We start from the raw sequence: 22798 nt of genomic DNA, 5'->3' as shown, positions 1-22798 counted from the left end.
GCCAGTGCCCTCGCCGTCCCAAGTAACGAACGGCGCCGCCCGTCGCACATCGTTCCCGATCGCACGTTATGGCGGGTTTTCGCACAGGCGTTCCACCTCGCGGCGGGCTGACTTATACTGCCCGTACCCCATCGGTTGACCGCATTTCGGAGCCCGCATGCCGACCGAAGTTCTCTATCGAAAATGGCGCCCGCAGCGCTTTGCCGACGTCTCCGGTCAGGAGATCGTCACGCGCACGCTGATCAACGCGTTGACATCGCACAAGGTGTCGCACGCCTACCTGTTCTCCGGGCCGCGCGGCACCGGCAAGACGACTGTCGGCAGGCTGCTCGCGAAGGCGATCAACTGCGAGAAGAACGCCGTCGACCAGAAGAAAAGCCCCGGCGAGCCGTGCAACGCCTGCGCATCGTGCGTGGCGTACGACGAGGGACGCGCGCTGGACCTGGTCGAGATGGACGGCGCCAGCAACCGCGGCGTCGAAGAGATCCGCCAGCTCCGCGACAAGATCGGCTACGCGCCGACCGGCGGCGCGCTGGCGCACAAGGTCTACCTCATCGACGAGGTGCACATGCTCACCGACCCGGCGTTCAACGCGCTTCTGAAGACGCTGGAAGAGCCGCCGCCGCACATCGTCTTCATCATGGCGACGACGGACGCGCACAAGGTGCCGGCGACGATCGTATCGCGCTGCCAGCGGCACGACTTCAAACGCATCCCCCTGTCGGCGACGACCGACCGGCTGGAGTACATCGCGCAGCAGGAAGACCTGCACATCCCGCGCGAGGCGCTCGAGCTGATCGCGCGCGCCGCGACCGGCAGCCTGCGGGACGCGATCAACCTGCTCGAACAGATCTGCGACTCCTACGGCGCCGACGCGTCGCTCGAAGCGGTGCGCGAAGGCCTCGGTCTCGTCGCCGACGAACGTTCGAGCGATGTCGCGCTCGCGGCGGTGAAGGGCGACCTGGCGCGCGCGCTCCAGATCGTCAACGCCGTGCGCGACGATGGGCGCAACCTGATCCAGTTCCAGAAGGAAGTGCTCTTGCGCCTCCGCGAACTGCTGCTCGTGCAAGCGGGCGCTGAGGCAGGCGGCCTGCTGACGCCCGAGCAGGTGCAGGACGCGCGCGCGAGCGTCGAGAACGTGTCGCGCGACAAGATCGTGCAAGTATTGAAGCTGCTCAGCCAGGCGGATCTGCGACAGGACCCGCTGTCGCCGCTGCCGCTCGAGATCGCGCTCGCCGAATCGACCGTGGCGCCCGACGTATCGGTGCGCTCGGCGCCGGAGCCGGCGGCGCGCCCACAGGCGCAGCGGCAGCCGCCACCGACGCGGGTGCCGGAGTTCTCGAACCGCCCGCAGGCAAACGCGCGTCCCGCGCCCGCGCGCCCGACGCCACCAGCGCCCGCGACGAAGCCCGCCGCCGACCGTGTGCCGGCCGACCTGCGCAAGGACAACATCACGGGCGCTTCGCCCGAAGACATCGCGAAGATGGTTGGCAGCACCTCGCCGGTGATCCCGGAGGCGGCGGACGAGCCCGTCGAACCTGCGGCTCCGACGACGCACGCCGCCGCGCCCGCGGCTGCGAATGGCAAGACGTCGAACGGCAGCATCGATCTCGCTTCGTTCGTCGATGCGCAGTTGCGGCCGGAAGCCCGCAAGCGCACGGTGAAGCTCGACGCGCTGCTCAACGGTTCGTGCCACGCGGTGTCGTTCGAGGACGGCGTGCTTACGCTCGGCTTCTACCAGGATGCGCATCACAAGAAGGAAGTCGAACAGGCGGCGAACCGCAAGCAATACGAAGCGATCGCGTCGGAGTTGCTCGGCGCGCCGGTGACGCTGCGATGTATCATTGTCGAGAAGTCCGCGAAGCCGGTATCGAAGAGCCCGCTGGTGCAGCACGCCGTGCAGAACCACGGCGCAAAGATCGTGACGGACGAGTAGGGAGCCCCGGCCCATGGCCATGAACCGCGACATGATGGCGAAGCTCGCGCAGATGCAGGAGCGCCTGGTGAAGGCGCAGTCGGATCTGGCCGAGCAGAAAGCCGAAGGCTCGGCCGGTGGCGGCATGGTGAAGGTCACCGTGACCGGCGGCATGAAGATCGATTCGCTCCACATCGATAAGGAAGTGATCGATCCCGATGACCCGGAGATGCTAGAGGACATGCTGACGGCGGCGCTCAACGAGGTGCTCGCGAAGGTGCAGTCGATGCAGATGTCGCAGCTTGCCGGACTCGCGGGGAGCCTCGGCATCGGCGGCGTACCGGGTTTGCAGCCCTAGGAAGAGACGGCGTCGCGACCGGCCTGCCACATGCGCCACCCGCGCATCGGAGCGCCGGAACCGGCCGCATCCGATGAACGAACCGCTCACCGCCGCACCCGCACCCGTCGCCAAGCTCATCGAAGAGTTCCACAAGCTCCCGGGCATCGGCCCCAAGAGCGCACAGCGCCTCACGTACCATCTCCTGCGCATCCCGCCGGACGAAGCGCTCGCGCTGGCCCAGGCCGTCATCGACCTGAAGGAGCGCACGGTCCTCTGCTCGACGTGTCAGAACGTCACCGAAGAGGACCCCTGCTCCGTCTGCCGCGACGACAGCCGCGACCGCTCGGTCATCTGCGTCGTCGAGGAGCCGCTCGATATTCTCGCCGTCGAGCGCACGCGGGGTTTTCACGGGCGCTACCACGTCCTGCACGGCGTCATCTCCCCGATGGACGGCATTGGCCCCGACGATCTCAAGATCAACGAGTTGCTGGCGCGCATTCGAGGCGGCTCCGTGCACGAAGTGATCATGGCGACGAACCCCAACCTGGAAGGCGAAGCGACATCGATGTACGTGAGCCGCTTGCTGACGCCGCTCGGCGTCCGCGTGACGCGGCTCGCGCGCGGCCTGCCGATGGGCAGCGACCTCGAGTACGCCGATGACGTCACGCTCTCGCGCGCGATCGAAAACCGCCAGGACGTCTGATCGCGCAAGTCATTCCCCACGCGGTCTCCGCGATCGAACGCGATAGTAGGGACGTAGCTCCAGCAAGTCGTTGTCCCACGCCATCGTCGCGATCGACCCGATCGTAGGGACGTAGCCTTAGCTGCGTCCGCGCGCGGATGTTCCCGCGCACAGGGGGGTGGGGTGTGGCGAGTTGCCGCCTTAGCTGCGTCCGCGACGCGGATGTTCCCGCGCGAGGGGCGGGGTGAGGCGACCGGCGCGCCAGCCTCGTTTCTTGACTCGCGACACGCCGAACCGGCTTTTGCGCGCCATCCGGGGTTGACGCGCGCCCGTCGCGGATCCGACACTTGAGTCGTTAACCAAACGGAGGATGCTCATGACCAAGGGCTGGATCATCGGGAGCGGCGTAGCTGCGCTCGCGCTCGTCGCGATGCTCGCGGGCGGCAGCGCCTACGCGTTCTCCGACCGCGGGCGCAGCGATGAGCACGCAGCGGCGGTGGCGCTGGAACGGCGCAGCGACGCGGCGGATCACGAGACGGCGGTAAGCAGCAACCTCCAGGAGCAGCAGGAGGACGGCGAGACGCCGGTCGACATGGCCGCGATCATCGCAGAAGCCTACGGCGTGCAACCCGACGAGGTCACCGCACTGCACGCCCGGGGCATCGGCTTGGGCGCGATCTTCAAGCTCTACGCCATCGCCGGCGCGAAGGCGATGACCGTCGAACAACTGCTCGCGACGATCCCGGTCGACGCGACGACGGGTGAGCACAACTTCGCGTTTGGCCAGTTGAAGAAGTCACTCTCCGCCGCGGAGGCCGCCACGCTCAGCGATGGCCCGAAGAACCTCGGGCAGACCGTTTCTGCATCGCGCCGGTCCCAGCACGCGGCGGACGCCCCGTAGCGAGGCCCTCCACATCGTGCCGGGGCACGCGGCTCAAGAACCGGCGCACTCACCCGCACGTAGATCGTCCGTGCGGGCGCCGGCGCGGATGCGGAGTATCCACCTCCTTCTCACCGATTGTGGGCTGATGCGGCCGGCGGCGGCCGCTTCAGCGTCGCGACGAACGGGCGGCGCCCGCACCGCCCCGCACTGGCTCCGCTCACGCCCACGACATACGATCCGTGCATGAGCGGCTACGTCATCGAGTTCCAGTCGGACGCGCGCGAAGCGGGCGTCGATGCGCATGAACTGGAGCGGCTCGCGCATCGTGTGCTCGAGGCGGAGGATGTCGTGAAGCCGTCGGAACTGAGCATCGTGCTCGCCGGCGACGCCATGGTGCAGGCGCTCAACCGCGAGTACCTCGGCATCGACGCGCCGACCGACGTGCTGTCATTCTCGCAGACGGAAGGCGACGGCTTCGCGCGTCCGGCTGAAGCGTCGCCGCATCTCGGCGACGTCATCATCTCGATCGATACGGCGCGTCGCCAGGCGGAGGAGTACGGACTGTCGCTGCAGGACGAAGTTTCGCATCTTCTCGTGCACGGCATTCTGCATCTGCTCGGCTACGACCACGAGATCGCCGATGACGAGCGCAACATGCGCGTGCGCGAAGACGCGATCCTGGGCGAAGCGCATCATCATTGAACGACGCACTTAGAACTTAAACCTAAGACTTGGAACTCCACTCACACGAACAGCGGCGTCATGGCGCGGCTCGCGACGAGCGAGCGCATGTCGGCGTCCGCCGGCCGCCCGGAAGCGCGCGACGCGGCGTCGAGCACGCGCGGCAGCAGCGAGAGGTCGCCGACGGTGTTCAGGAAGATGCCGTCGCGGCCGAGCACGTAGCTCACTGCGAGGTCGATGTCGCGCTGTTCCGTCAGCGGCTCGTACCACGTCGTGTGCGTGCGCTGTTGCTCATCGCTCCACGGGCCGAGCGTGATGCCCTTGATCGTCTGCATGGCGACGCCGCGCTCCGCGCACAGCTTCGAGAGCTGCTCGAAGTCGGCGGCGTACTGCGGGTTCTGCATCATCACGTAGTTGTACGGCAGCAGCACGGAGTCGAACGGAAAGCGCTCGAGGCTGCGCAGGTGCATCGCCGCGACCGTAACGCCGTGCCCGGTCACGCCGATGAAGCGCGTCAGGCCCGCGTCGCGCGCTTCGACCGCCGCTTCGAGCGCGCCGCCGGGCGCCAGCGCCGTCTCCCATTCGCCGGGATCGACGAGATTGTGCAGTTGCAGCAGGTCGACGCTCTGCACCTGCAGCCGCTCGAGCGAATGTCGAAACTGGTCGCGCGCCTTTTCGTACGTGCGCTCGCCGGTCTTCGTCGCGAGGAAGAACTTGTCGCGATGCGCGCCCATCCACTCGCCGACGCGGCGCTCCGAGCGACCGTAGCTCGCGGCCGTGTCGATGTGGTTGATGCCGTATCGCAGCAGCACGTCGAGCACCGGCGCCGTCTCGCTAGCATCGCTCGCGCCCCACATCGCCGCCGCGCCGAAGATGATCTTCGTGCTGTGGTGCCCGGTCTTCCCGAAAGGCTGCGCAGGAATCATTGCGTAGCTCCTGTGACGTGCGCCTCTGTGGTCTTTCTGTTGTGCTGTTGGCTGTTTCGCTGTTCGCCATTGACGGTTGGCTGTTGCAATTATCCTTTGTCTGTATAAGGACTAAGGAGTCAACATGCAAACGCTTGGCAGGCTAGTTACCCGGCACGATCTCAAAGAATCGCTGGAAGGCTGGCACTATCTCGTCACTGATCGTCTTGTAGGCGTTCTCAAGGAAGTCGATGGGCCAGCCATACGCGGGGCCATCAACAGAGAACCCTACGTGGCACAGGGCCTCCGCGTGGAAGCGCTCATTCGTATCATTCCGCGGGCCAATCCGTCGGACGCGGCCTACTTCGTCGCCGTCCTCGAACGCACGGGTGTTGAACGAGATGAGTTCATATCCGGACAGGATGGTGAGGCGTCCGATGTAGAAACTCGTGATCTCTGGTATAGCTTTGTGCTTGCCCCAGTTATCCAGCGATTGCACCACTCTGAGACGGGGCGGCTCGGTGTGTGAGCGGTTGTACGGCTGAAACGACCTGATGACCTCAACCGCTTCAGAGGGGATTCGCTCGATCTTCCGCTTTGTGCCATTCGATTCCCAATACTCTGGCTTAGTGCAAATGGGGAACGCTGTGTGGCTATCGTCTCGGGGCGGCGGATCATCCCCTTTGAGGGCCAACTCCCACGCAACCATGTCGAGTGCCGCGCGGAGGTTGTGCGCAGCATCGATGGCCAGGATGCCGAGACGCGCTGGCGGGCGACGGAACACTTTGGCCCTCACGATATGCTCTCCGCCTTCGAGTTCACTATCGATGGTGATGGCATAGGGCTGCGGAAGCTCCATCATGAACATCCGCGATTCGTGCTTGAGAGCATCGATGTGCTCGTACGCTCGTTCGAGCCGCAACGCTACGCCGACCAACTCTGCTATGGGCATGGAGTCAACTCACCTCATGAACAACGGCAAGCGCGAAGACAAGACGAAGCAGCGCACGAAGCAGGGCGCGGAGATTCCCGTTCCCAAGCGCAGCGACTTCATGAAGGACTTGCGGAAGGTGTCGAAAGCGTCACCGCGCAAGTGCCCGCCGAAGTAACGTCCCAAACTGCGCCCGCTCGTCAGAGCGATGGTTGTACCGCCAAGCATGCTCATCGAGGTAGCCTTGATGATTCCCGATTGCTCTTGCCGTTTGCGTTTTTGCTTCGTCGTCCCTCATCCGCTATTCGCTCGTCCCGTCGACCGGCAACACCCGCATCCGCCCCGCCACCGCCAACCCCAGCGACACCGTTTCGTTGCCGTTATCGATCGAGATCAGCCCCGTCGACGTCACCTTCTCGACGATCCGGATCTCCTGTCCCGGCTTCAGGTTGTGACGGTCCAAGTAGCCGAGCAGTTCCGTGTCCTCTTCAAGCTCCTCCGAGATGAACTTCATCACCGCGCCATCGCCGGGCGCGAGCGTGTCGAGCGGCACCCAGTCGGGCCCGAGCACCGCGCCTGTGCCGGGAATCGGGCTGCCGTGCGGGCACGTCATCGGATTATCGAGCAGCTTGAAGAGCCGCTCTTCGATGAGCGGCGTCATGCCGTGCTCGAACTGGTGCGCCTGGTGGTGCGCCTCCGCCCAGCCGAGCTTTAGCACGTCCGTCAGAAAGCGCTCCGCGAGCCGGTGGCGCCGCGCGACGCTCATCGCCAGCTCGCGCCCGTGCTCGGTGAGGTGGATCACCTTCTTTTCGTCCAGTTCCACCAGCCCGTCGCGGTGCATGCGCTGCACGGTCGCCCACGCCGTCGGCGGCGTCACGTTCATCCAGCGCGCCAGCCGCGCCGAGATCGGCTTCTCGCCTTCCGTCTCCAGGCTGTAGATCGTCTGGAGATAGTCCTCGATCGTGTCGGTGGGGTGATCGTTCGTCGTGGCTGCGTTCGCCATCGATGCGCTCCTTGGGGGTTGGGGATGAGTATATGCTAATCGATCGTCTTGGGGAGAAGCCGGAGTGCGTCTAAGCTTTAGCGGTCCGGAAACACCACGACGCGGCCGCGCACCTGCAGGCCGAGCTTCTGGCCCGACGTGAACGCGTGCCCGGCGATCTCGCGCACCTTCACGAGTGAGCCGCCCTGGAGGCGCACCGTGACCATCTGATCGTGGCCGTAATACTCGTGGCTCACGACTTCCACGGGCGCGCCACCTTCGGATGACAGGAGCAGATCTTCGGGGCGCACCATCACTTCTACGGCGCCCGCCGGCGATTCGGGAGCCGAAATCACGCCGATCGACGTCGTGACGGCGCCTTCGCGCGCCTCCCCACGCAGGAAGTTAGCGTCGCCCAAGAACTCGGCGACGGCGCGCGTCGCCGGGCGGCCGTAGACCTCTTCCGGGCGCCCGACCTGCTCGATGCGGCCCTCGATCATCACGGCGATGTGCTCGGCGAGGCTCAGCGCCTCCTCCTGGTCATGCGTCACGAAGATCGCCGTTGTGCCGAGCGTCTCGATGATCTGCCGCACTTCGGCGCGGACGCGTTGTCGCAGCGCCGAGTCGAGGTTCGAGAAGGGTTCGTCGAGCAGGATCAGCTCTGGCTCCGCCGCGAGCGAACGCGCGAGCGCCACGCGCTGCTGCTGTCCGCCCGAGAGTTGATGCGGCATGCGCGCTCCCAGGCCCTCGAGCCCGACCAGCGCCAGCAACTCCTCGATGCGCGCGCGGCGACCGTTGCGGCCCGTCATGCCGAACGCCACGTTCGACGCGACGCTCAGGTGCGGGAACAGCGCGAAGTCCTGGAACACCAACCCGACGCGCCGCTTCTCGGGCGCGACGAAGGTGCCCGGACCGTTCAACCTGCGCCCGCCCAGTTCGATGACGCCGGCATCGGGGCGCTCGAATCCGGCGATCAGGCGCAGGAGCGTCGTCTTGCCGCAGCCGCTCGCGCCCAGCAGGGCCAGCGTGTGGCCGCGTTCGACGTCAAGCGAGGCGCCATCGACCGCAGGCACGCTGCCGAAGCGCTTCGTCACAGCCTCGCAGCGCAGGAAGCCGTCGCTCATGCGCGGCGCTCCTCGCGCAATACGCTGAACAGCATCGGCAAGGACGACAATGCCACAAGGATCAGCGCCGGCAATGCGGCGCGCGTGTAAAACCCCTCCGAGGTCGCGGACCAGATGCGGGTGGCGAGCGTATCGAAGCCGATCGGGCTGAGAATGAGTGTCGCAGGCAGTTCTTTCATGACCGTAAGAAAGACTAACACGGCCCCTCCGGACACCCCGGGCAGCACCTGCGGAAGCGTCACGCGCCAGAAGACGTACGCCTTGCCGCGCCCGAGCCCTCGCGCCGCCGTCTCTGTGTTGGGGTTGACCTGCAACAGCGACGCGCGGACGGCGCCATATGCCTGCGGCAGAAACCGTACGACGTACGCGAACACGAGCAGCGGCAGCGTCTGGTACACCGGCTCAGCGTAATTCGCGGCGAAGAACACCAGCGCCAGCGCGATCGAAATACCCGGCAGCGCGAATCCCGAGTAGGTGATCTTCTCGATGGCGCTGCTCAGCATGCTCGGATAGCGCACCGCCAGGATCGCCACCGGCATGCACGCGATCGCGGCCGCCACCGCCGCGAACCCTGACGCGTAGACCGAGTTGTACGCCGCTTCGCGGACGAAGCCTACGGGCTCGCCGGCGTCGATGCCCCGGAAGAGCCAGTACGCGATCACCGAGACGGGCAGCAACAGCGACACCGTCAGGATGAAGCTGCAAAACGCCAGCGCGGGCCAGCGCCAGTGCCCCAGCCGCACGACGGAAGGCGGCTGATGGCGCGATGTGGCGTGGTACCGCGCGCGGCCACGTGTCGCGCTCTCCAGCGTCACAACGACGAGCGTCAACGCCACCAGCAGCAACGCCAGCGCCGCCGCCGACGACCGGTCGAACGATGACGTGTATCGCACGTAGATGATGCGCGTCAGCGAATCGAAGCGCAGCAGCGACACGGCGCCGAAGTCACTCAACGTGTACAGCGCCACCAGCAGCCCGCCCGCCGCGATCGCCGGCCGCAGTTGCGGCAGCGTGACGCGCGCGAATGCGCGAAGACTGCCCGCGCCAAGCCCGCGCGCCGCTTCCTCGATCGAGCGGTCGATGCCGCGCAACGACGCCCGCACCGGCATCATCACGTACGGGAACGTGAAGAGCGTCAACGCCGCCCACGCGCCCCAGAAGCCATAGATCTCCGGCAAGCGGTCGACGCCCAGCGGCTCCAGCGCATCCTGCAGCATCCCGCGCGGTCCCAATGCCGCGATGAACGTGAACGCCCCGACGTACGACGGGATTGCGAGCGGCAACACCAGCAGCACGGACCAGGCGCGCCGGAACGGCAGGTCGGTGCGCGTCGTCAGCCACGCCAGCGGCAGCGAGATCGCGATCGCACCCGCCGTCGTCGCCGCAGCCAGAAGTGCCGTGCGCACGATCGCGTCGCGCGTTGCTGGCGCCGTCACTTCATCCCAGAACACGCCGGCGTTCCACACGCGCACGACCAGGTACGCAATGGGCAGCAGCATCGCCGCAGCCACAAGCGCGGACGTCCCGATCAATGCGATCGGGATGTCGAGCGGACGCCTGGTGCGTACGGTGATTGCGGCCATCGCTACGGGATGACTCCGGTATCCCTCAGCAGTTCCAGCGTGCCCTCGAGGTCATCCAGGTCGCTCAGGTCGATGGCCGGCGTCTGGATATCTCTCAGCGCGACCAGCTCAGCTTCGGCCGGCACGCCGTCGACGATCGGGTACTCGTGCGTCTCCGACGCGAAGTACTGCTGCGACTCGTCGGTCAGCAGCCACTCGATGAACCGCTCCGCCTCTTCGCTGCTGTCGGCGGAATCGAGAATGCCGGCGCCGGCGACGTTGACGAGCGCGCCCGCGTCGCCGCCCGGCAGAAAGTAGTTCGCCGCATCGACGTTCCCGTCGGTCTCGCTGCGAAGCTGGTACAGGTAATAGTGATTGATGAACGCGACGTCGAGTTCGCCACTCGCGACGGCTACGAGCGCGGGCAGGTTGCCGTCAAACGCGACGGGGTCATTGGCCTCGATGCCCTCGAGCCATGCGCGCGCGCCGGCGTCGCCCTGCGTGAGACGCAGCGCCGTGACGAACGCCTGGAACGAACCATTCGTCGGCGCCCAGCCGATGCGGCCCTTCCACTTCGGATCCGTGAAGTCCAGGATCGAAGCCGGCAGATCCGCCGGATCGACGTTGTTCGTGTTATACGCCACGACGCGCGCCCGCGCCGAGATCCCGACCCAGCGACCATCGTCGGAGCGGAATCGCGCGTCGACGAGGTCCAGGATGGACTGCGGCAGCGCCACCAGCCGCCGTTCCTTCGCGAGCGCGCCGAGCGCTCCGGCGTCCTGCGCGAAGTACACGTCCGCCGGACTGTTGCCGCCCTCTTCGAGGATCGTCGAGGCGAGTTCGGCCGTGCTGGCGTATCGGACCTCGACCCTGGCGCCGGTCTCGTCGGCGTAGCGCTCGAGCAGCGGCCCGACGAGGCTCTCCGAGCGGCCGGAGTACACGGTGAGTGTCGAGCGATCGTCGCCACCGCAAGCGGCGGCGGCTGCGAGCGTAAGCAGCGCCACGCCGGCCGCCGCCAGGATTCGTAGTCTCTTCATAGGGTAAACCGTCCCAAAGCACTCAAGTATTAGTATGTACTTAAGTGTTGGGTGTGCAGAGGCTTAGGACAAGGGCCGTACGTCAACCGTCGCGCCCGCGCCGCGAGGTTTACGCGGATTCAGGCGCATATGTGCGAATTTCGGAGACGGTGGCGGCCTTCTTCCTACCCGGCGATCTGCAGAAACCGCGCGAGCATCGCGTTGATCTGCTCGGGCACCTCGAGCTGGTGGAAGTGCCCCGAACCCACGGTGTTGCCGATCATCGTCTTCGGCGCCAGTTCGCGAAGCACCGCCATATCGGCGGTCTGAGGCTCCGCACCGACGTACAGCATCGGCACGCGCACGGCTTCGAGCGCCGGCCGCGCATCCCACGTCGCGACGCTCCTGAACGCCGACGCCACCACGTGCTGTGGCGTGCAGCAGGCGGCATCGACGACGCGCTGCTTGAGCGTCGCGTCGCTCGTCGACGTGAAGAATCGCTGATCTTCAAACTGGCGCACCGTGTCCATGCCGCCTGGCGCGGCGAACGCATCGGCGAGCTGGTTGGCGAGCGTCTGCACGTCGGGCGGAAAGAGGATTGCCGGGTCGAACAGCGCAAGCGCGCGCACCAGGTCCGGACGCGCGTGCGATAACGCCAGCACGATCGTCCCGCCCATGCTGTGCCCGATGAACACCGCGTCCGCGACATTCGCGCTGTCGCAGATCCACGCGACGTCATCCGCGAGCGCTTCGATCGTGTAATCCTGCTCCGGCGCGTCGCTTTCGCCGTGGCCGCGCAGGTCGACGGACACGCAGCGATACGCCGGCGAGAAGTGCGCGACCTGCGGCGCGAAGTGCGACCGGTCGCACGTCCAGCCGTGTACGAAGACGAGCACCGGCGCGTCAGGCGCACCCGCCTCCTCGACGGCCAGGCCTACGCCGTCCCTCACCAACGTCCGCACGCGCGCACCTCCGCTCGTTTCGCTTGCCATGTCGCGCTACCGTACAGCGAGCCGCCGTTAGCGGCGAGCAGCCGCGCGGCGCGACCGGTACGCTGCCGCCAATGGCCATCGAGCGCACTCACGAGCCGAAGCAGCGCGTGCTGGCGACACTGCCCCCCGACGGCAGCGCCGGCCGCACCGTGTATGCGAATCCCGGCGACGCTCTCTCGCTGACGGCCGTCATCGATCCCGACGACGCTGCCCGGCTCGAGGAGATCGCTGCGGCGTCGGACACGGGATCGGTCCTGTTCGAACATGCGGGCGGCGTGACGCTCGTCGTGCCGCCCTTCCGGCTCGACCGCGACGGCGCCTTCGACGAGGTCCACGTCGCGCCGCTCGTCGAATCGCTTGAGCGCCAGCGGGCGTACGCGGTCTTCCTGCTGCGCCTCGGCGGCTTTGCCGTCGGCTTCTTTCGCGGCAACAAGCTCGTCGACTCGAAGGTCGACCAGCGCTTCGTGAAGAACAAGCATCGCAAGGGCGGCCAATCCTCGACGCGCTTCGCCCGCATCCGCGACAAGCAGGTACACGAACTGTTCGAGAAGGCGTGCGAGACGTCGCACGAGAAGCTGACGCCGTACGATGACGAGATCGAACATGTGCTGCTGGGCGGCGACCGTCGCACGCTGCTCGCGTTTCGCAAAGAGTGCTCCTACTTCGAGCGCTTCGGCGACCGCCTGCTGTCGCGCATATTGGCGGCGCACGGCGACCCGCGGCTCGCGATGCTCGAATCCATGCCCCGCGAGGTCACGTCGTCAGACGTCTACACCGTCTCAACCTGATCCCGCCTCCCGCTTCTCGCTTCCCGCTTCCACCACCGTTGCGCTTCCGCTCCCAACCTGATGCACTTGCCCCCAACGGAACGCCAACGAGCACGGGAGAACCGCTTGGACTACCTGTGGTGGAAGCACGGCATCATCTACCAGATCTATCCGCGCAGCTTCATGGACTCGAACGCCGATGGCATCGGCGACCTGGCGGGCGTCATCGAGCGTCTCGACTACCTGAACGACGGCACGCCGGCGTCGCTGGGCGTCGACGCCATCTGGTTCTCGCCGACGTTTCCTTCGCCGATGAAGGACTTCGGCTACGACGTCTCGGACTACAGCGGCGTCCACCCCGACTTCGGCGACCTGAAGACGATGGACCGCCTGATCGGAGAGGCGCACAAGCGCGGCATCCGCGTGCTGCTCGACTTCGTGCCGAATCACAGCTCGAACCTGCATCCGTGGTTCATCGAGTCACGCTCGTCGAAAGATTCGCAGAAGCGCGACTGGTACGTCTGGCGCGACGCCAAACCCGACGGCAGTCCGCCGAACAACTGGATCGCCGCGTTCGGCGGTCCGGCGTGGGAATGGGACCAGAAGACGCAGCAGTACTACCTGCACTCGTTCCTCGTCGAGCAGCCCGACCTCAACTGGCGCAATCCGGACGTCGAGCGCGCGATGCACGACGTGCTGCGCTTCTGGATGGAACGCGGCATCGACGGCTTCCGCATCGACGTCATGGACCGCATCATCAAGGACGAGCAACTGCGCGACAACCCGCCCGAGACCGACGAGCGTTTCCGCGTGCTGGCGCAGACCATGCTGCAGCGGCACATCTACGACCGCGACTGGCCCGATACCTTCGACGCGGTGAAGCGCATCCGCAGGACGGTCGACGAGTTCCCGGAGCGCATGACCATCGGTGAAGTGTTCGGGCCGCCGGAGAACATCGTGCGCTACTACGGCGGTGAGGCCGCCGATGGCCTGCACCTGGCCTTCAACTTTCCGCTCGTGCGCATCTTCACCGAACGCTGGCGCGCCGACCACGTGCGCAAGCGCATCGACCAGTTCGAGGCGGCGCTGCCGCCGTCGCTGTGGCCGAACTACGTGCTCGGCAACCACGACGTCTCCCGGTTCGCATCGCGCGTCGACGGCGACGGGCTGGGGCAGGCGCGCGCGCGGGTCGGCGCGATGCTGCTGCTGACGCTGCGCGGCACGCCATTCATCTACTACGGCGAAGAGATCGGCATGGAGGACGTCGACGTGCCGGAGGCGCAATTGCAGGATCCGGCGCGCTTCTTCGCGAAAGGGCGCGATCCGGAGCGCACGCCCATGCCATGGTCACGTGACGGCGGCTTCAGCCGCGGCGCGACGACGTGGCTTCCGTACGGCGACCTGCGCGTGAACGTCGAAGACCAGGCGAAAGATGACGGCTCGCTGCTGTCGCTGTACCGGCGGCTGATCTGGTTCCGCCGCTCGTCGAAGGCGCTGACGCACGGCGACTACGCCGCAGTCGACGGCGTGCCCGAGGGCGTCTTCGCGTACACCCGCACGCACGGCGATGAGCGGCTGCTCGTGACGCTGAACTTCACGAACGATGCGGCGACCTTCGACCTGCCGGATGGAATGACGCGGGCGGAGATGATCGCAAGCACGCACGGCAATGCGCCGGCTGCACGCCGGATCGAACTGGCGCCGAACGAAGGACGGCTGTTGCGGGCATAACGCCCGGCCAGCGTGAGCCCCCTGGTTCCCGAAGGCCCACAGACTTCGCCCCTGTTGGGGCAGAGAGGAGAGAAATGCAAGCATGGGCCATGTCATGCTTGCAAGATCCGCTTACCAGGGCGATAATGCAAGCACAAGGAGGGAATGCCAATGGTGGTCGGAAGAGCGAGGGGCGGAGTCGCGAGAGCGAAGAGCCTTACACAAGAGGAGCGCAACAAGATCGCACGGCGGGCGGCGGCTGCCAGGTGGCAGCAAGAGCTGCCGCAGGCCGTGTGTGGATCGCCGGACCGACCGATCAGAATCGGAGAAGTCGAGATCCAGTGCTACGTGTTGGAGGACGGCACACGTGTCCTATCCCAGGCGGGGTTCCTTGAGGCGCTCGGTCGCCACCGAAAGGCCAACGTCCGCAAGGAAGGAGAAGAGCAGCTACCGGCAATCCTACAAGGAAAGGCGATCCGTCCGTTCATCCCCGACGAGGTTGTGGAGAAAAGCAGGCCCATCACGTTTCACACGCCGAGTGGGAGCCGCGCGAGTGGTTATCGCGCCGAGTTGCTGCCTTTGGTCTGTGACATCTATCTGCGAGCGAACGATGCCGGGGCCCTGCCCCATCAGCAACGGCCTGTTGCACGGCAGGCCGAAATCCTCGTTCGAGGTCTGGCCCACACCGGGATCATCGCACTTGTCGATGAGGCCACCGGATTTCAAGAACTCCGCGCTAAGGATGCATTGGCGCGCATTCTGGAGGCGTTCGTCGCGAAGGAGATTCAAGCGTGGGTGCAAACCTTCCCCGACGACTACTACCGGCATCTATTCAGACTTCGAGGGTTGGATTACCCGGCTGACTCGGTGCGCAGACCACAATACTTCGGGCACCTCACGAACGATTTTATCTACAAGCGCCTAGCACCCGGCGTGCTCGACGAACTCAAGAAGGTGACGCCCAGGACAGAGGACGGGCGACCCAAGCATCGCTACTTTCAGCGACTAACATCCAATCTCGGTTATCCCAAGTTGCGCGAGCACTTGGGCTCGGTTGTGACACTCATGAAGTTGAGTGGAGACTGGAAAGACTTTCAGGCCAAGCTCGATCGGATTCACCCAAGGTACGACGCAACGTTGCCGATGGTGATCGAGTTCGATGACGACGACGGTAAGGGCCTGTAGTCCCGGCGCTTCTCGCCGCTCTTCGAGCTACGGCTAACCGCACGTTCGGTGACGAGTTCCGCCACTCGTGTCTCACCAATCTGGCATACTGGAAGCACATCGCGACATAATCGAGATGGAGGTTCAGATGTTCCAAATCGGCGACAAGGTGACCGTACAGCTTCAGAAGATCGACCCGCGTACAAAACACCGAGATGCTCCCGCGACCGTGGTGGACATCCCCGACCCCATGCACATCTATCTCGTTGAGTTCACGCCGCACCTGCCTATGGGTGACGGATGGGACAACGCATGGATAGTGCAGGGACGCCTAACTTCGGACTTGCTTGTAGGCGCGTAGGTTGAATTGACTTAAGCGCCAACGTAGTCAAAAACGAGAAGCTGAGACCGACAAATAACAACTCGCGCGCTACGCCGCGGCCGCCAACTCTTCATCCAACGACGACAGGAACGCATCGACGCACCGCGCGTCCAGTTCCACGCCGCTGACGCGCCGCAGTTCGGCGATCGCTGCGTCGTGCGTCATCGCCGGGCGGTACGGCCGCGTCGACGTCATCGCGTCGTACGTGTCGGCGACGGCGATGATGCGCGCCGCCATCGGAATGTCGTCGCCGCGCAGGGCGTCCGGGTAGCCACTGCCGTTCATGCGCTCGTGGTGCGCGCGGATCACGGGCGCGATCTCGCGCAGGACGTCGATGCGCGTGGCGATCTCGTAGCCGCGGCCGGTGTGCTTCTTGATCTCGGCGAACTCTTCTTCCGTGAGCTTCGACGGCTTGCCCAGGATCCAGTCCGGCACGCCGATCTTGCCGACGTCGTGCAGTTCGGCCGCGATCGCCAGCGAGCGCAGTTCCGGCGCCGAAAGCCCGAGCTTCCGACCGATCGAGAGTGCGTACGCGCTCACGCGCCGGACGTGGCCGAGCGTCGCGTGGTCCTTCGCCTCGATCGCGTCGACCAGCTCCAGCACGTGCGCGTCCTGCCCGCGCGCCAGTTGCGAGAGCGCGTCGCGCATCGAAAGCCCTTCGGAGATCACCTTCAGCGAGCCGGCGCGCCGCACTTCGACCGCCCAGCCGGCGAACAGCACGCAGAACGCCGCGCCGTAGACGACGTGATACATCCACCACGACGCGTGCCAGACGACGCCCCAGAGCAGGATCGCCGGCACCTGCGCGAGCAGCACGAGCGCCACCACCATCGCGCCCTGCGATGGAAGCCGCGCGAACTGGTATGCCTGCCAGTAGCGCAGCGCGCCAAACGCGAACAGCCCGGTCGCGAGCGCCGTCAGGAAGTACTGCACCGTGCGGTCGTCGGTCGGCGCCCAGTCGAGCCAGCCCGGGTACGCGAAGCTCATCGCAATGTAGGTGGCGATGGCGACGGTCGCCCAGGCGAAGATCGTCGTGCCGGCGCGGCGGACGCCGCGGTCGAAGGCCTGCGGCAGCGTCATCGCGCTCATCGCGACGAACACCGAGCCGCAGAGGATGCTCACCCAGCTCGAAACGACAAGCGCGGGGTGGAACTGGTGTACGAGGACGCCCGGCGTCAGCAGGCCGTGAATCGAGAAGACGCCGCCGATTGACATAAATGCGAGCGCCAGGAACAGCAGCCGCGTCTCCCGAAGCGACCGCGCGGAAGCCACGACGATGGCGCACGCGACGGCTGCGGCGAGTGCCGTAACGCCGACCGACCAGAAGTGCAGGCCGTCGCCCATGATCAGGCGGTCAGCTTCGGTGAACGCCCGGAACACCGCCAGCAGCGCCAGCGGTGCGAGCAGGGCAGCACCAGCCACAATCCATATGCGTCCGCTTGCCATCGCAGGTTCCTCCCAATCGTCGCTTTCGGGAGTATCGACAGGCGGTATGGACTTTTGAGTATGGATTTCCCTACGTGCCAGCACGGCTGCTTCAAGGTTGGTCGTTCCGGTTACCTCGTGCAGCTACGATGTCGCCTCGAGTGTCCCTGCCATACCTGCGTCCTTGTGGCCCGGGAGGGTGCAGTAGAAGTCATACGTGCCCGGCTCGTTGATCACGAACGTGATGGTATCCGTTTCGCCGCCCTGCGTGTGGACCACCAGGTCGCCGCTCTCGTGCCCGGCTTCGTGTTCGACTTCGCCTTCCATCACATCAACATCGATCTGGTCAATCTGGAAGTCGTGCTCGGCCTCATCGACGTTCTCGAATGTTAGCTGCGTCGTCGCGCCGACCTTCACGGTGAGTTCCGCCGGAATGAACGTCGCCGCCCTGGCCTGAACGCGCAGCTCGTGGGTGGTCTCAGGTCGATGACCCAGGGGATCGGGATGATCCGGCACGTCGACACCACCGCATCCGGCGAAGAGTAACCCGGCCACCAGCGCGATTCCGATCACGACCTTACGCATGCCTGCGCCTCCCAGTGCGCCAATGATACGGGTTCGTCCATGCGCTGCATCATCCTCCAGACGGAACGTCACGTCCCCGGCGGCAGGCAGCGTCTAACCCCCGGACGCGTTATCCTCGACACCATGGCGATCAAAAGCGTCCTGTTCGACCTCGGCGACACGCTCTGGCACTTCCCGAAGATGCCGTCGACCGACCACATCCGCATGGAGACCGTGCGGCGCGTCGGCGACACCGTGAAGTCGTGGGGCGTGCCCTTCGAAGGTGAACTGCGCTTCCTCGGCCGCGACATCCGCCTCGGCATCGAGAAGGCCGACCGCGCCGCCTACGAGTCCGACTGCGTCAGCCCCGACTTCAACGAGGCGGTCCGCCAGATCGTCGCCGGCAAGGGGGTCGATATCACGCACGAGCAGGCGGCGCAGCTCTGGGACGCCTGGAACCTCGGCGGCCTGATGCTGGGCCGCACCATGTTTGATGACGCCTACCCGGTGCTCGACTGGCTGCGTGACCGCGGCATCCGTCTCGGCGTCGTGACGAACCGCGTGTTCGGTGGGCCGCGCTTCGCCGAGGAGATGCGCGAACTGCGCCTCGACACCTACTTCGAGTCGGTCGCGGTCTCGTGCGACCTGGGCTACATGAAGCCGCATCCGCAGATCTTCCAGCACGTCATCGACGAGATGAAGATCGATCCAAGGGAGACCGCGATGGTCGGCGACTCGCTCCGCGCCGACGTCGCCGCGGCGCAGACGCTCGGCATGACCGCCATCTGGCGACGCGTCCACAATGCCGACCCGCCGCACGAAAAGGAGCAGGTCGGCGAAGGCCCGCCGCAGCAGGGTAAGCCCGGCGCCACTCGCGCCGAGACCGGCCGCGCGCTCGGCGAGTGGGGCGGCGGCGAAGGCGTCACGCCCGATTACACAATCTGGACCCTCACGGAGCTGACACAGCTCCCGATCTTTCCGTAACCGATGCCCTTCCCCGCACTCGTGGCCTTCACGATGGCTATCGCGGCCATCGCGTGGGCGTTCGCGCGCGTCACGAACCTCTACGCTGTCGCGGCGGTCGTCGGGGGCGGCGTGGTGTTGTGGCTGCACGGCATCGTCTACTTCGACTACACGTCGGACGACGCGTACATCTCGTATCGCTACGCGCAGAACTTCGCCGACGGCATGGGCCTGGTGTGGAACCGCGGCGAGTGGGTCGAGGGCTACACGAACTTTCTCTGGGTCGTGTCGCTCGCCGGTCTCGCGAAGGCCGGCGCTGACATCGCCGACTCGGCGCGCTGGTTGGGCTTCGCGCTCAGCCTGGGCGCGATCGGCGGCGCCTACGCGCTCTCCCGCGAACTGCTCGAAGGCGACGCGGGGCGCATCGCCGGCATCGGCGCGGCGTTGATCCTCGCTGCCTCCGGCCCGTTCGCGGCGTGGTCCGGCGCAGGCCTGGAAAACGGCATGTTCGCGCTCTTGATCATCGTCGCGGTGCTGCTGCACATCCGCGAGCTCGAGCACGGCTGGCCGCCGGCGTCGGGCGCCGTCTGGGCGCTCGCTGCGATGACGCGACCGGAAGGCGTGCTGCTCTTCGGCGTGTCGGTCCTCTTCAAGATCCTCGAAGCAAGTACGCGCGTCTACGCGCTGCGTCGCCGTTCGTACGTCCGCGGCGCGGTACTGCGAGAGGCGGGCCGCTTCGCGCTCTGGCTCGCCGGCTTCGCGGTGCTCTACCTGCCGTACTTCGCCTGGCGCTACGCGGCGTACGACTGGTTCTTCCCGAACACCTACTACGCGAAGGTCGGCTCCGGCGTCGACCAGTACGAGCGCGGCATCCAGTACCTGCAAGCGTTCGCGCAGCAGTATGCGGCGTGGCTCGTGCTGCTCTTGCCGCTCGCCGGCACGCTGACGTCGATACGCCGCATGGCCGCGCTCTACAGCTTCGTGCTGCTTCTCGCCTGGTTCGCGTACGTGGTCTACGTCGGCGGCGATTCGCTCGTGCGCCTGCGTTTCTTCTCGTCGATATCGCCGTTGTTTTACGGCGCCGTCGCCGCTGCGGCCGCCGCGCTGATCGTCGAGGCGCACTTCGAGCGCCGGCCGCCGCGCTGGTTCGCCGAAGTCGCCGTCGCCGTGGCGTTCGCCGGCCTGCTGGCGTTCACGCTGCACCCGTCGTCGCGCGATACGGCGCTCACCGGCGAACGCGACGCCATGCGCGACCGCATCGAGATCGGCCGCTGGCTGCGCGACAACGTCCCCGACGAGACGCTGATCGCCGTTGTCGCGGCGGGCGCTATCCCGTACGAATCGGGGCTCGAGACCATCGACATGCTCGGCCTCAACGACGAGCACATCGCGCACCGCGACATCGAGGTCGGCCTGCTGCCCGCCGGCCACGAGAAGTACGACTCGGAATACGTCCTCGATCGGCGGCCTGATATCATCATCCTCGCAGACTCCCTCACCGACTATCCCTTCGATGAGGGGGCATACAGCGCGCTGGGCGGCACGCTCATCGCGGCGCGCGCCGACCTGCTGAGCCGGCCGCGGCTCTGGGCCGAGTACGAAGCGCGCAGCGTCGAGATCGAGGAGGGGCGTTGGTTCAACATGCTGGTCCGCCGCCAGCCGGTCGCGGTGCAGGCAAGCGTGGCAAGTCCGCCCCGCAGTCCCTGAACGGCGCCCGCCAGAAGCCCTGGGGCGGCCGCTTCGAGCAGCCGACCGATGCGCTCGTCGAAGCGTATACCGCGTCGATCGCCGCCGATGCGCGCCTGCTTCCGTACGACATCGCCGGCTCGATCGCGCACGCCCGCATGCTCGGACGCCAGCGCATCATCCCGAAGAAAGACGCCGACGCGATCGTCCGCGGGCTCGTCGAGATCATGGATGAGTACGCGCGCGGCGAGTTTGTGCTGCGCCCCGACCTCGAAGACGTGCACATGAACGTCGAGACGCGTCTTGCCGAGAAGATCGGCCCGGTCGCTGGCAAGCTGCACACCGCGCGTTCGCGCAACGACCAGGTCGCGACCGACTTCCGCATGTACGCGAAGGACGCCGTCGAACGCGCCGCGGCGGGGCTCCTCGCGCTGCAGTCCGCGCTGCTCGACCTCGCCGAGGCGAACCGCACAGCCGTCATGCCCGGCTACACGCATTTGCAGCGCGCGCAGCCCGTGCTCTTCGCGCATCACATGCTCGCGTACGTCGAGATGTTCGCGCGCGACCACACGCGCTTTTGCTTCGCGCACCTGATGGTGGACCAGTCACCGCTGGGCAGCGGCGCCCTCGCCGGCGTGCCGTATCCCGTCGACCGCGCGTCCGTCGCCGAGGAGTTGGACTTCAGCGACGTGACGGCGAACAGCATCGACGCGGTGTCCGACCGTGATTTCGTCGTCGACTTCATCAGCGCCGCCGCGCTCACAATGGTACACGCGTCGCGCCTCGCCGAAGAGGTGGTGTTGTGGTCGAGCGCCGAGTTCGCGTTCATCCGCCTGCCCGATGCGTTCGCCACCGGCTCGAGCATCATGCCGCAGAAGAAGAACCCCGACGTCGCCGAACTGGCGCGCGGGCGCACTGGCCGCGTCACCGGCCAGCTCGTCAACGTGCTGACGATGCTCAAGGGGCTGCCGCTCGCCTACAACCGCGACCTGCAAGAAGACAAGCCAGCCCTCTTCGACGCCGAGGACACGCTGTTGGCGACGCTCGACGTGCTCGCCGCGATGCTCCCGCGCATCGAGGTCGATGCGAAGCGCGCGCGCAAGGCCGCAGTCGCGAACTACTCGCTCGCCACGGACCTCGCCGACTACCTGGTGCGCAAGGGGCTGCCGTTCCGCGACGCGCACGAGGCCGTCGGCAAGCTCGTCCGCTACGCCGAGAGCAACGGCGTCGAATTGCAGATGCTGACGCTCGAAGACATGCGACGCTTCTCGCCGCTGTTCGACAAGGACGCGCTCGGCATCGACGTCATGGCGTCGCTGCGCTCGCGCGACGTGCCCGGCGGCACGGCGCCGCGACAGGTCGCCGCCGCGCTGCGCCGCGCCCGCAAGCGCATCGATGCGCTCGCCCCGAAGCCGGCCGTCGCGCCGAAGAAGAAGCGATCGCGCCCGCGATGAGCATCAAGCTCGCACCGTCGGTCCTCACCGCAGACTTCGGCCAGATCGCCGACCAGATCCGCGCCGCCGAGGCGGGTGGCGCCGACATGATCCACCTCGACGTCATGGACGGACACTTTGTGCCGCCGATCACGTTCGGCCCCATCGTCGTCGAGGCCGTGCGCAAGGTGACGCGCCTGCCGCTCGATATCCACCTGATGATCGCGAACCCCGAGCGCCAGTTCGAAGCGTTCATCGAGGCCGGCGGCGACACGATCAACTTCCACGTCGAAGCGACCGCGCACGCCGACCGGCTGCTGCGCAGCATCCACGCCATGCGCAAGCGCGCCGGCATCTGCATCAACCCCGCGACGCCGCTCGCCGCGATCGAAGACGTGCTCGACGTCGCCGACCAGGTGATGGTGATGATGATCAACCCGGGCTGGGGCGGCCAGAAGCTGCTGCCGTCGATGCTCGACAAAGTGCGCCGCCTGCGCGCGATGCTCGCCATGCGCGGCGTCGCGCCGGAGGTCGAACTGGACGGCGGCGTCAAGGCGCACAACGTCGCCACCTGCATCGAAGCGGGCGCCGACATCCTCGTCTGCGGCTCGAGCGTCTTCAACAGCGAAGCCTCGCCGCAAACCAACCTCCGGATGCTCCGCGAAGCTGCATCGAAGGTGCGGGCGTAGAC

Annotated in this window: 23 protein-coding genes; 14 read left to right on the top strand and 9 right to left on the bottom strand. The window is 66.4% G+C overall.

Annotation, left to right across the window (positions count from 1 at the left end):
* Positions 1-157: 157 nt before the first annotated feature.
* From dnaX to ybeY, 5 genes are all read left to right on the top strand, one after another.
* Entirely contained in the window at positions 158-1936 is a 1779-nt protein-coding gene (gene dnaX, locus WEB52_09835; GenBank protein MEX2226735.1) for a DNA polymerase III subunit gamma/tau, read from the top strand.
* Between the two features lie 13 nt (positions 1937-1949).
* The gene (locus WEB52_09830; GenBank protein MEX2226734.1) at positions 1950-2273 is read left to right on the top strand and encodes a YbaB/EbfC family nucleoid-associated protein; all 324 of its coding nucleotides are present in this window, start codon (positions 1950-1952) and stop codon (positions 2271-2273) included.
* A gap of 73 nt (positions 2274-2346) precedes the next feature.
* Entirely contained in the window at positions 2347-2958 is a 612-nt protein-coding gene (gene recR, locus WEB52_09825; GenBank protein MEX2226733.1) for a recombination mediator RecR, read from the top strand.
* Positions 2959-3313: 355 nt separating this feature from the next.
* Entirely contained in the window at positions 3314-3838 is a 525-nt protein-coding gene (locus tag WEB52_09820; GenBank protein ID MEX2226732.1) for a hypothetical protein, read from the top strand.
* A gap of 225 nt (positions 3839-4063) precedes the next feature.
* Positions 4064-4522, top strand: coding sequence for an rRNA maturation RNase YbeY (gene ybeY / locus WEB52_09815; GenBank protein ID MEX2226731.1), 459 nt, complete (start codon positions 4064-4066; stop codon positions 4520-4522).
* Positions 4523-4563: 41 nt separating this feature from the next.
* On the opposite strand, the gene WEB52_09810 is transcribed toward ybeY, so the two are convergent.
* Both WEB52_09810 and WEB52_09805 read right to left on the bottom strand, forming a co-directional pair.
* Entirely contained in the window at positions 4564-5427 is an 864-nt protein-coding gene (locus WEB52_09810; GenBank protein ID MEX2226730.1) for an aldo/keto reductase, read from the bottom strand.
* 142 nt (positions 5428-5569) lie between these two features.
* The gene (locus WEB52_09805; GenBank protein MEX2226729.1) at positions 5570-6358 is read right to left on the bottom strand and encodes a hypothetical protein; all 789 of its coding nucleotides are present in this window, start codon (positions 6356-6358) and stop codon (positions 5570-5572) included.
* Here WEB52_09805 and WEB52_09800 point away from each other — a divergent pair.
* Positions 6357-6515 (top strand): hypothetical protein, encoded by a 159-nt coding sequence (locus tag WEB52_09800; protein MEX2226728.1) that lies wholly within the window; start codon positions 6357-6359, stop codon positions 6513-6515. The genes WEB52_09805 and WEB52_09800 overlap by 2 nt on opposite strands.
* Positions 6516-6638: 123 nt before the next feature.
* Here WEB52_09800 and WEB52_09795 read toward each other — a convergent pair whose 3' ends face one another.
* From WEB52_09795 to WEB52_09775, 5 genes are all read right to left on the bottom strand, one after another.
* Positions 6639-7340, bottom strand: coding sequence for a metal-dependent transcriptional regulator (locus tag WEB52_09795; protein MEX2226727.1), 702 nt, complete (start codon positions 7338-7340; stop codon positions 6639-6641).
* A 77-nt stretch (positions 7341-7417) separates the two neighbouring features.
* Entirely contained in the window at positions 7418-8443 is a 1026-nt protein-coding gene (locus WEB52_09790) for an ABC transporter ATP-binding protein (GenBank protein ID MEX2226726.1), read from the bottom strand.
* Positions 8440-10026 (bottom strand): iron ABC transporter permease, encoded by a 1587-nt coding sequence (locus WEB52_09785; protein ID MEX2226725.1) that lies wholly within the window; start codon positions 10024-10026, stop codon positions 8440-8442. The genes WEB52_09790 and WEB52_09785 overlap by 4 nt, the downstream gene beginning before the upstream one ends.
* A gap of 2 nt (positions 10027-10028) precedes the next feature.
* Positions 10029-11042, bottom strand: a complete 1014-nt coding sequence (locus WEB52_09780; GenBank protein MEX2226724.1) for an iron ABC transporter substrate-binding protein — start codon at positions 11040-11042, stop codon at positions 10029-10031.
* A 164-nt stretch (positions 11043-11206) separates the two neighbouring features.
* Entirely contained in the window at positions 11207-12013 is an 807-nt protein-coding gene (locus WEB52_09775) for an alpha/beta hydrolase (GenBank protein MEX2226723.1), read from the bottom strand.
* Positions 12014-12084: 71 nt separating this feature from the next.
* On the opposite strand from WEB52_09775, the gene WEB52_09770 reads away from it, so the two are divergent.
* The 4 genes from WEB52_09770 to WEB52_09755 all read left to right on the top strand — a co-directional run bounded on the left by WEB52_09770 (position 12085) and on the right by WEB52_09755 (position 16015).
* Entirely contained in the window at positions 12085-12801 is a 717-nt protein-coding gene (locus tag WEB52_09770; protein MEX2226722.1) for a Vms1/Ankzf1 family peptidyl-tRNA hydrolase, read from the top strand.
* A gap of 105 nt (positions 12802-12906) precedes the next feature.
* Entirely contained in the window at positions 12907-14511 is a 1605-nt protein-coding gene (locus WEB52_09765; protein ID MEX2226721.1) for an alpha-amylase family glycosyl hydrolase, read from the top strand.
* Positions 14512-14661: 150 nt separating this feature from the next.
* Entirely contained in the window at positions 14662-15675 is a 1014-nt protein-coding gene (locus WEB52_09760; protein MEX2226720.1) for a P63C domain-containing protein, read from the top strand.
* A gap of 127 nt (positions 15676-15802) precedes the next feature.
* The gene (locus WEB52_09755; GenBank protein ID MEX2226719.1) at positions 15803-16015 is read left to right on the top strand and encodes a hypothetical protein; all 213 of its coding nucleotides are present in this window, start codon (positions 15803-15805) and stop codon (positions 16013-16015) included.
* Positions 16016-16084: 69 nt separating this feature from the next.
* Here WEB52_09755 and WEB52_09750 read toward each other — a convergent pair whose 3' ends face one another.
* Together WEB52_09750 and WEB52_09745 are read right to left on the bottom strand one after the other, a co-directional pair.
* A complete protein-coding gene (locus tag WEB52_09750) occupies positions 16085-17482 on the bottom strand; it encodes an HD domain-containing phosphohydrolase (GenBank protein MEX2226718.1) in 1398 nt (465 codons plus the stop codon).
* 123 nt (positions 17483-17605) lie between these two features.
* Positions 17606-18118: a plastocyanin/azurin family copper-binding protein gene (locus tag WEB52_09745; GenBank protein MEX2226717.1), complete on the bottom strand. Its 513-nt coding sequence runs from the start codon at positions 18116-18118 to the stop codon at positions 17606-17608.
* 51 nt (positions 18119-18169) lie between these two features.
* Here WEB52_09745 and WEB52_09740 point away from each other — a divergent pair, with 51 nt between their 5' ends.
* Genes WEB52_09740 through rpe form a run of 4 tightly spaced genes read left to right on the top strand, consistent with a single transcriptional unit; the run spans position 18170 to position 22796 of the window.
* Complete coding sequence (locus WEB52_09740; protein MEX2226716.1) at positions 18170-19009, top strand: HAD family hydrolase; 840 nt, start codon at positions 18170-18172, stop codon at positions 19007-19009.
* Between the two features lie 3 nt (positions 19010-19012).
* Entirely contained in the window at positions 19013-20695 is a 1683-nt protein-coding gene (locus tag WEB52_09735; protein MEX2226715.1) for a hypothetical protein, read from the top strand.
* Entirely contained in the window at positions 20620-22128 is a 1509-nt protein-coding gene (gene argH / locus WEB52_09730; protein MEX2226714.1) for an argininosuccinate lyase, read from the top strand. The genes WEB52_09735 and argH overlap by 76 nt, the downstream gene beginning before the upstream one ends.
* Positions 22125-22796: a ribulose-phosphate 3-epimerase gene (gene rpe, locus WEB52_09725; protein ID MEX2226713.1), complete on the top strand. Its 672-nt coding sequence runs from the start codon at positions 22125-22127 to the stop codon at positions 22794-22796. The genes argH and rpe overlap by 4 nt, the downstream gene beginning before the upstream one ends.
* Positions 22797-22798 lie beyond the last annotated feature (2 nt).

The organism is Dehalococcoidia bacterium (assembly GCA_040902535.1).
Taxonomy (GTDB): Bacteria; Chloroflexota; Dehalococcoidia; order DSTF01; family JACRBR01; genus JBBDXD01.
The sequence above is the reverse complement of the archived record's forward strand: the minus strand, read 5'-3'. Positions and strand labels throughout refer to the sequence as shown.

Coding starts and splice junctions, on each gene's coding strand:
- dnaX (MEX2226735.1), top strand. CDS start 158: ATGCCGACCGAAGTTCTCTATCGAAAATGGCGCCCGCAGCGCTTTGCC.
- WEB52_09830 (MEX2226734.1), top strand. CDS start 1,950: ATGGCCATGAACCGCGACATGATGGCGAAGCTCGCGCAGATGCAGGAG.
- recR (MEX2226733.1), top strand. CDS start 2,347: ATGAACGAACCGCTCACCGCCGCACCCGCACCCGTCGCCAAGCTCATC.
- WEB52_09820 (MEX2226732.1), top strand. CDS start 3,314: ATGACCAAGGGCTGGATCATCGGGAGCGGCGTAGCTGCGCTCGCGCTC.
- ybeY (MEX2226731.1), top strand. CDS start 4,064: ATGAGCGGCTACGTCATCGAGTTCCAGTCGGACGCGCGCGAAGCGGGC.
- WEB52_09810 (MEX2226730.1), bottom strand. CDS start 5,427: ATGATTCCTGCGCAGCCTTTCGGGAAGACCGGGCACCACAGCACGAAG.
- WEB52_09800 (MEX2226728.1), top strand. CDS start 6,357: ATGGAGTCAACTCACCTCATGAACAACGGCAAGCGCGAAGACAAGACG.
- WEB52_09805 (MEX2226729.1), bottom strand. CDS start 6,358: ATGCCCATAGCAGAGTTGGTCGGCGTAGCGTTGCGGCTCGAACGAGCG.
- WEB52_09795 (MEX2226727.1), bottom strand. CDS start 7,340: ATGGCGAACGCAGCCACGACGAACGATCACCCCACCGACACGATCGAG.
- WEB52_09790 (MEX2226726.1), bottom strand. CDS start 8,443: ATGAGCGACGGCTTCCTGCGCTGCGAGGCTGTGACGAAGCGCTTCGGC.
- WEB52_09785 (MEX2226725.1), bottom strand. CDS start 10,026: ATGGCCGCAATCACCGTACGCACCAGGCGTCCGCTCGACATCCCGATC.
- WEB52_09780 (MEX2226724.1), bottom strand. CDS start 11,042: ATGAAGAGACTACGAATCCTGGCGGCGGCCGGCGTGGCGCTGCTTACG.
- WEB52_09775 (MEX2226723.1), bottom strand. CDS start 12,013: ATGGCAAGCGAAACGAGCGGAGGTGCGCGCGTGCGGACGTTGGTGAGG.
- WEB52_09770 (MEX2226722.1), top strand. CDS start 12,085: ATGGCCATCGAGCGCACTCACGAGCCGAAGCAGCGCGTGCTGGCGACA.
- WEB52_09760 (MEX2226720.1), top strand. CDS start 14,662: ATGGTGGTCGGAAGAGCGAGGGGCGGAGTCGCGAGAGCGAAGAGCCTT.
- WEB52_09755 (MEX2226719.1), top strand. CDS start 15,803: ATGTTCCAAATCGGCGACAAGGTGACCGTACAGCTTCAGAAGATCGAC.
- WEB52_09750 (MEX2226718.1), bottom strand. CDS start 17,482: ATGGCAAGCGGACGCATATGGATTGTGGCTGGTGCTGCCCTGCTCGCA.
- WEB52_09740 (MEX2226716.1), top strand. CDS start 18,170: ATGGCGATCAAAAGCGTCCTGTTCGACCTCGGCGACACGCTCTGGCAC.
- WEB52_09735 (MEX2226715.1), top strand. CDS start 19,013: ATGCCCTTCCCCGCACTCGTGGCCTTCACGATGGCTATCGCGGCCATC.
- rpe (MEX2226713.1), top strand. CDS start 22,125: ATGAGCATCAAGCTCGCACCGTCGGTCCTCACCGCAGACTTCGGCCAG.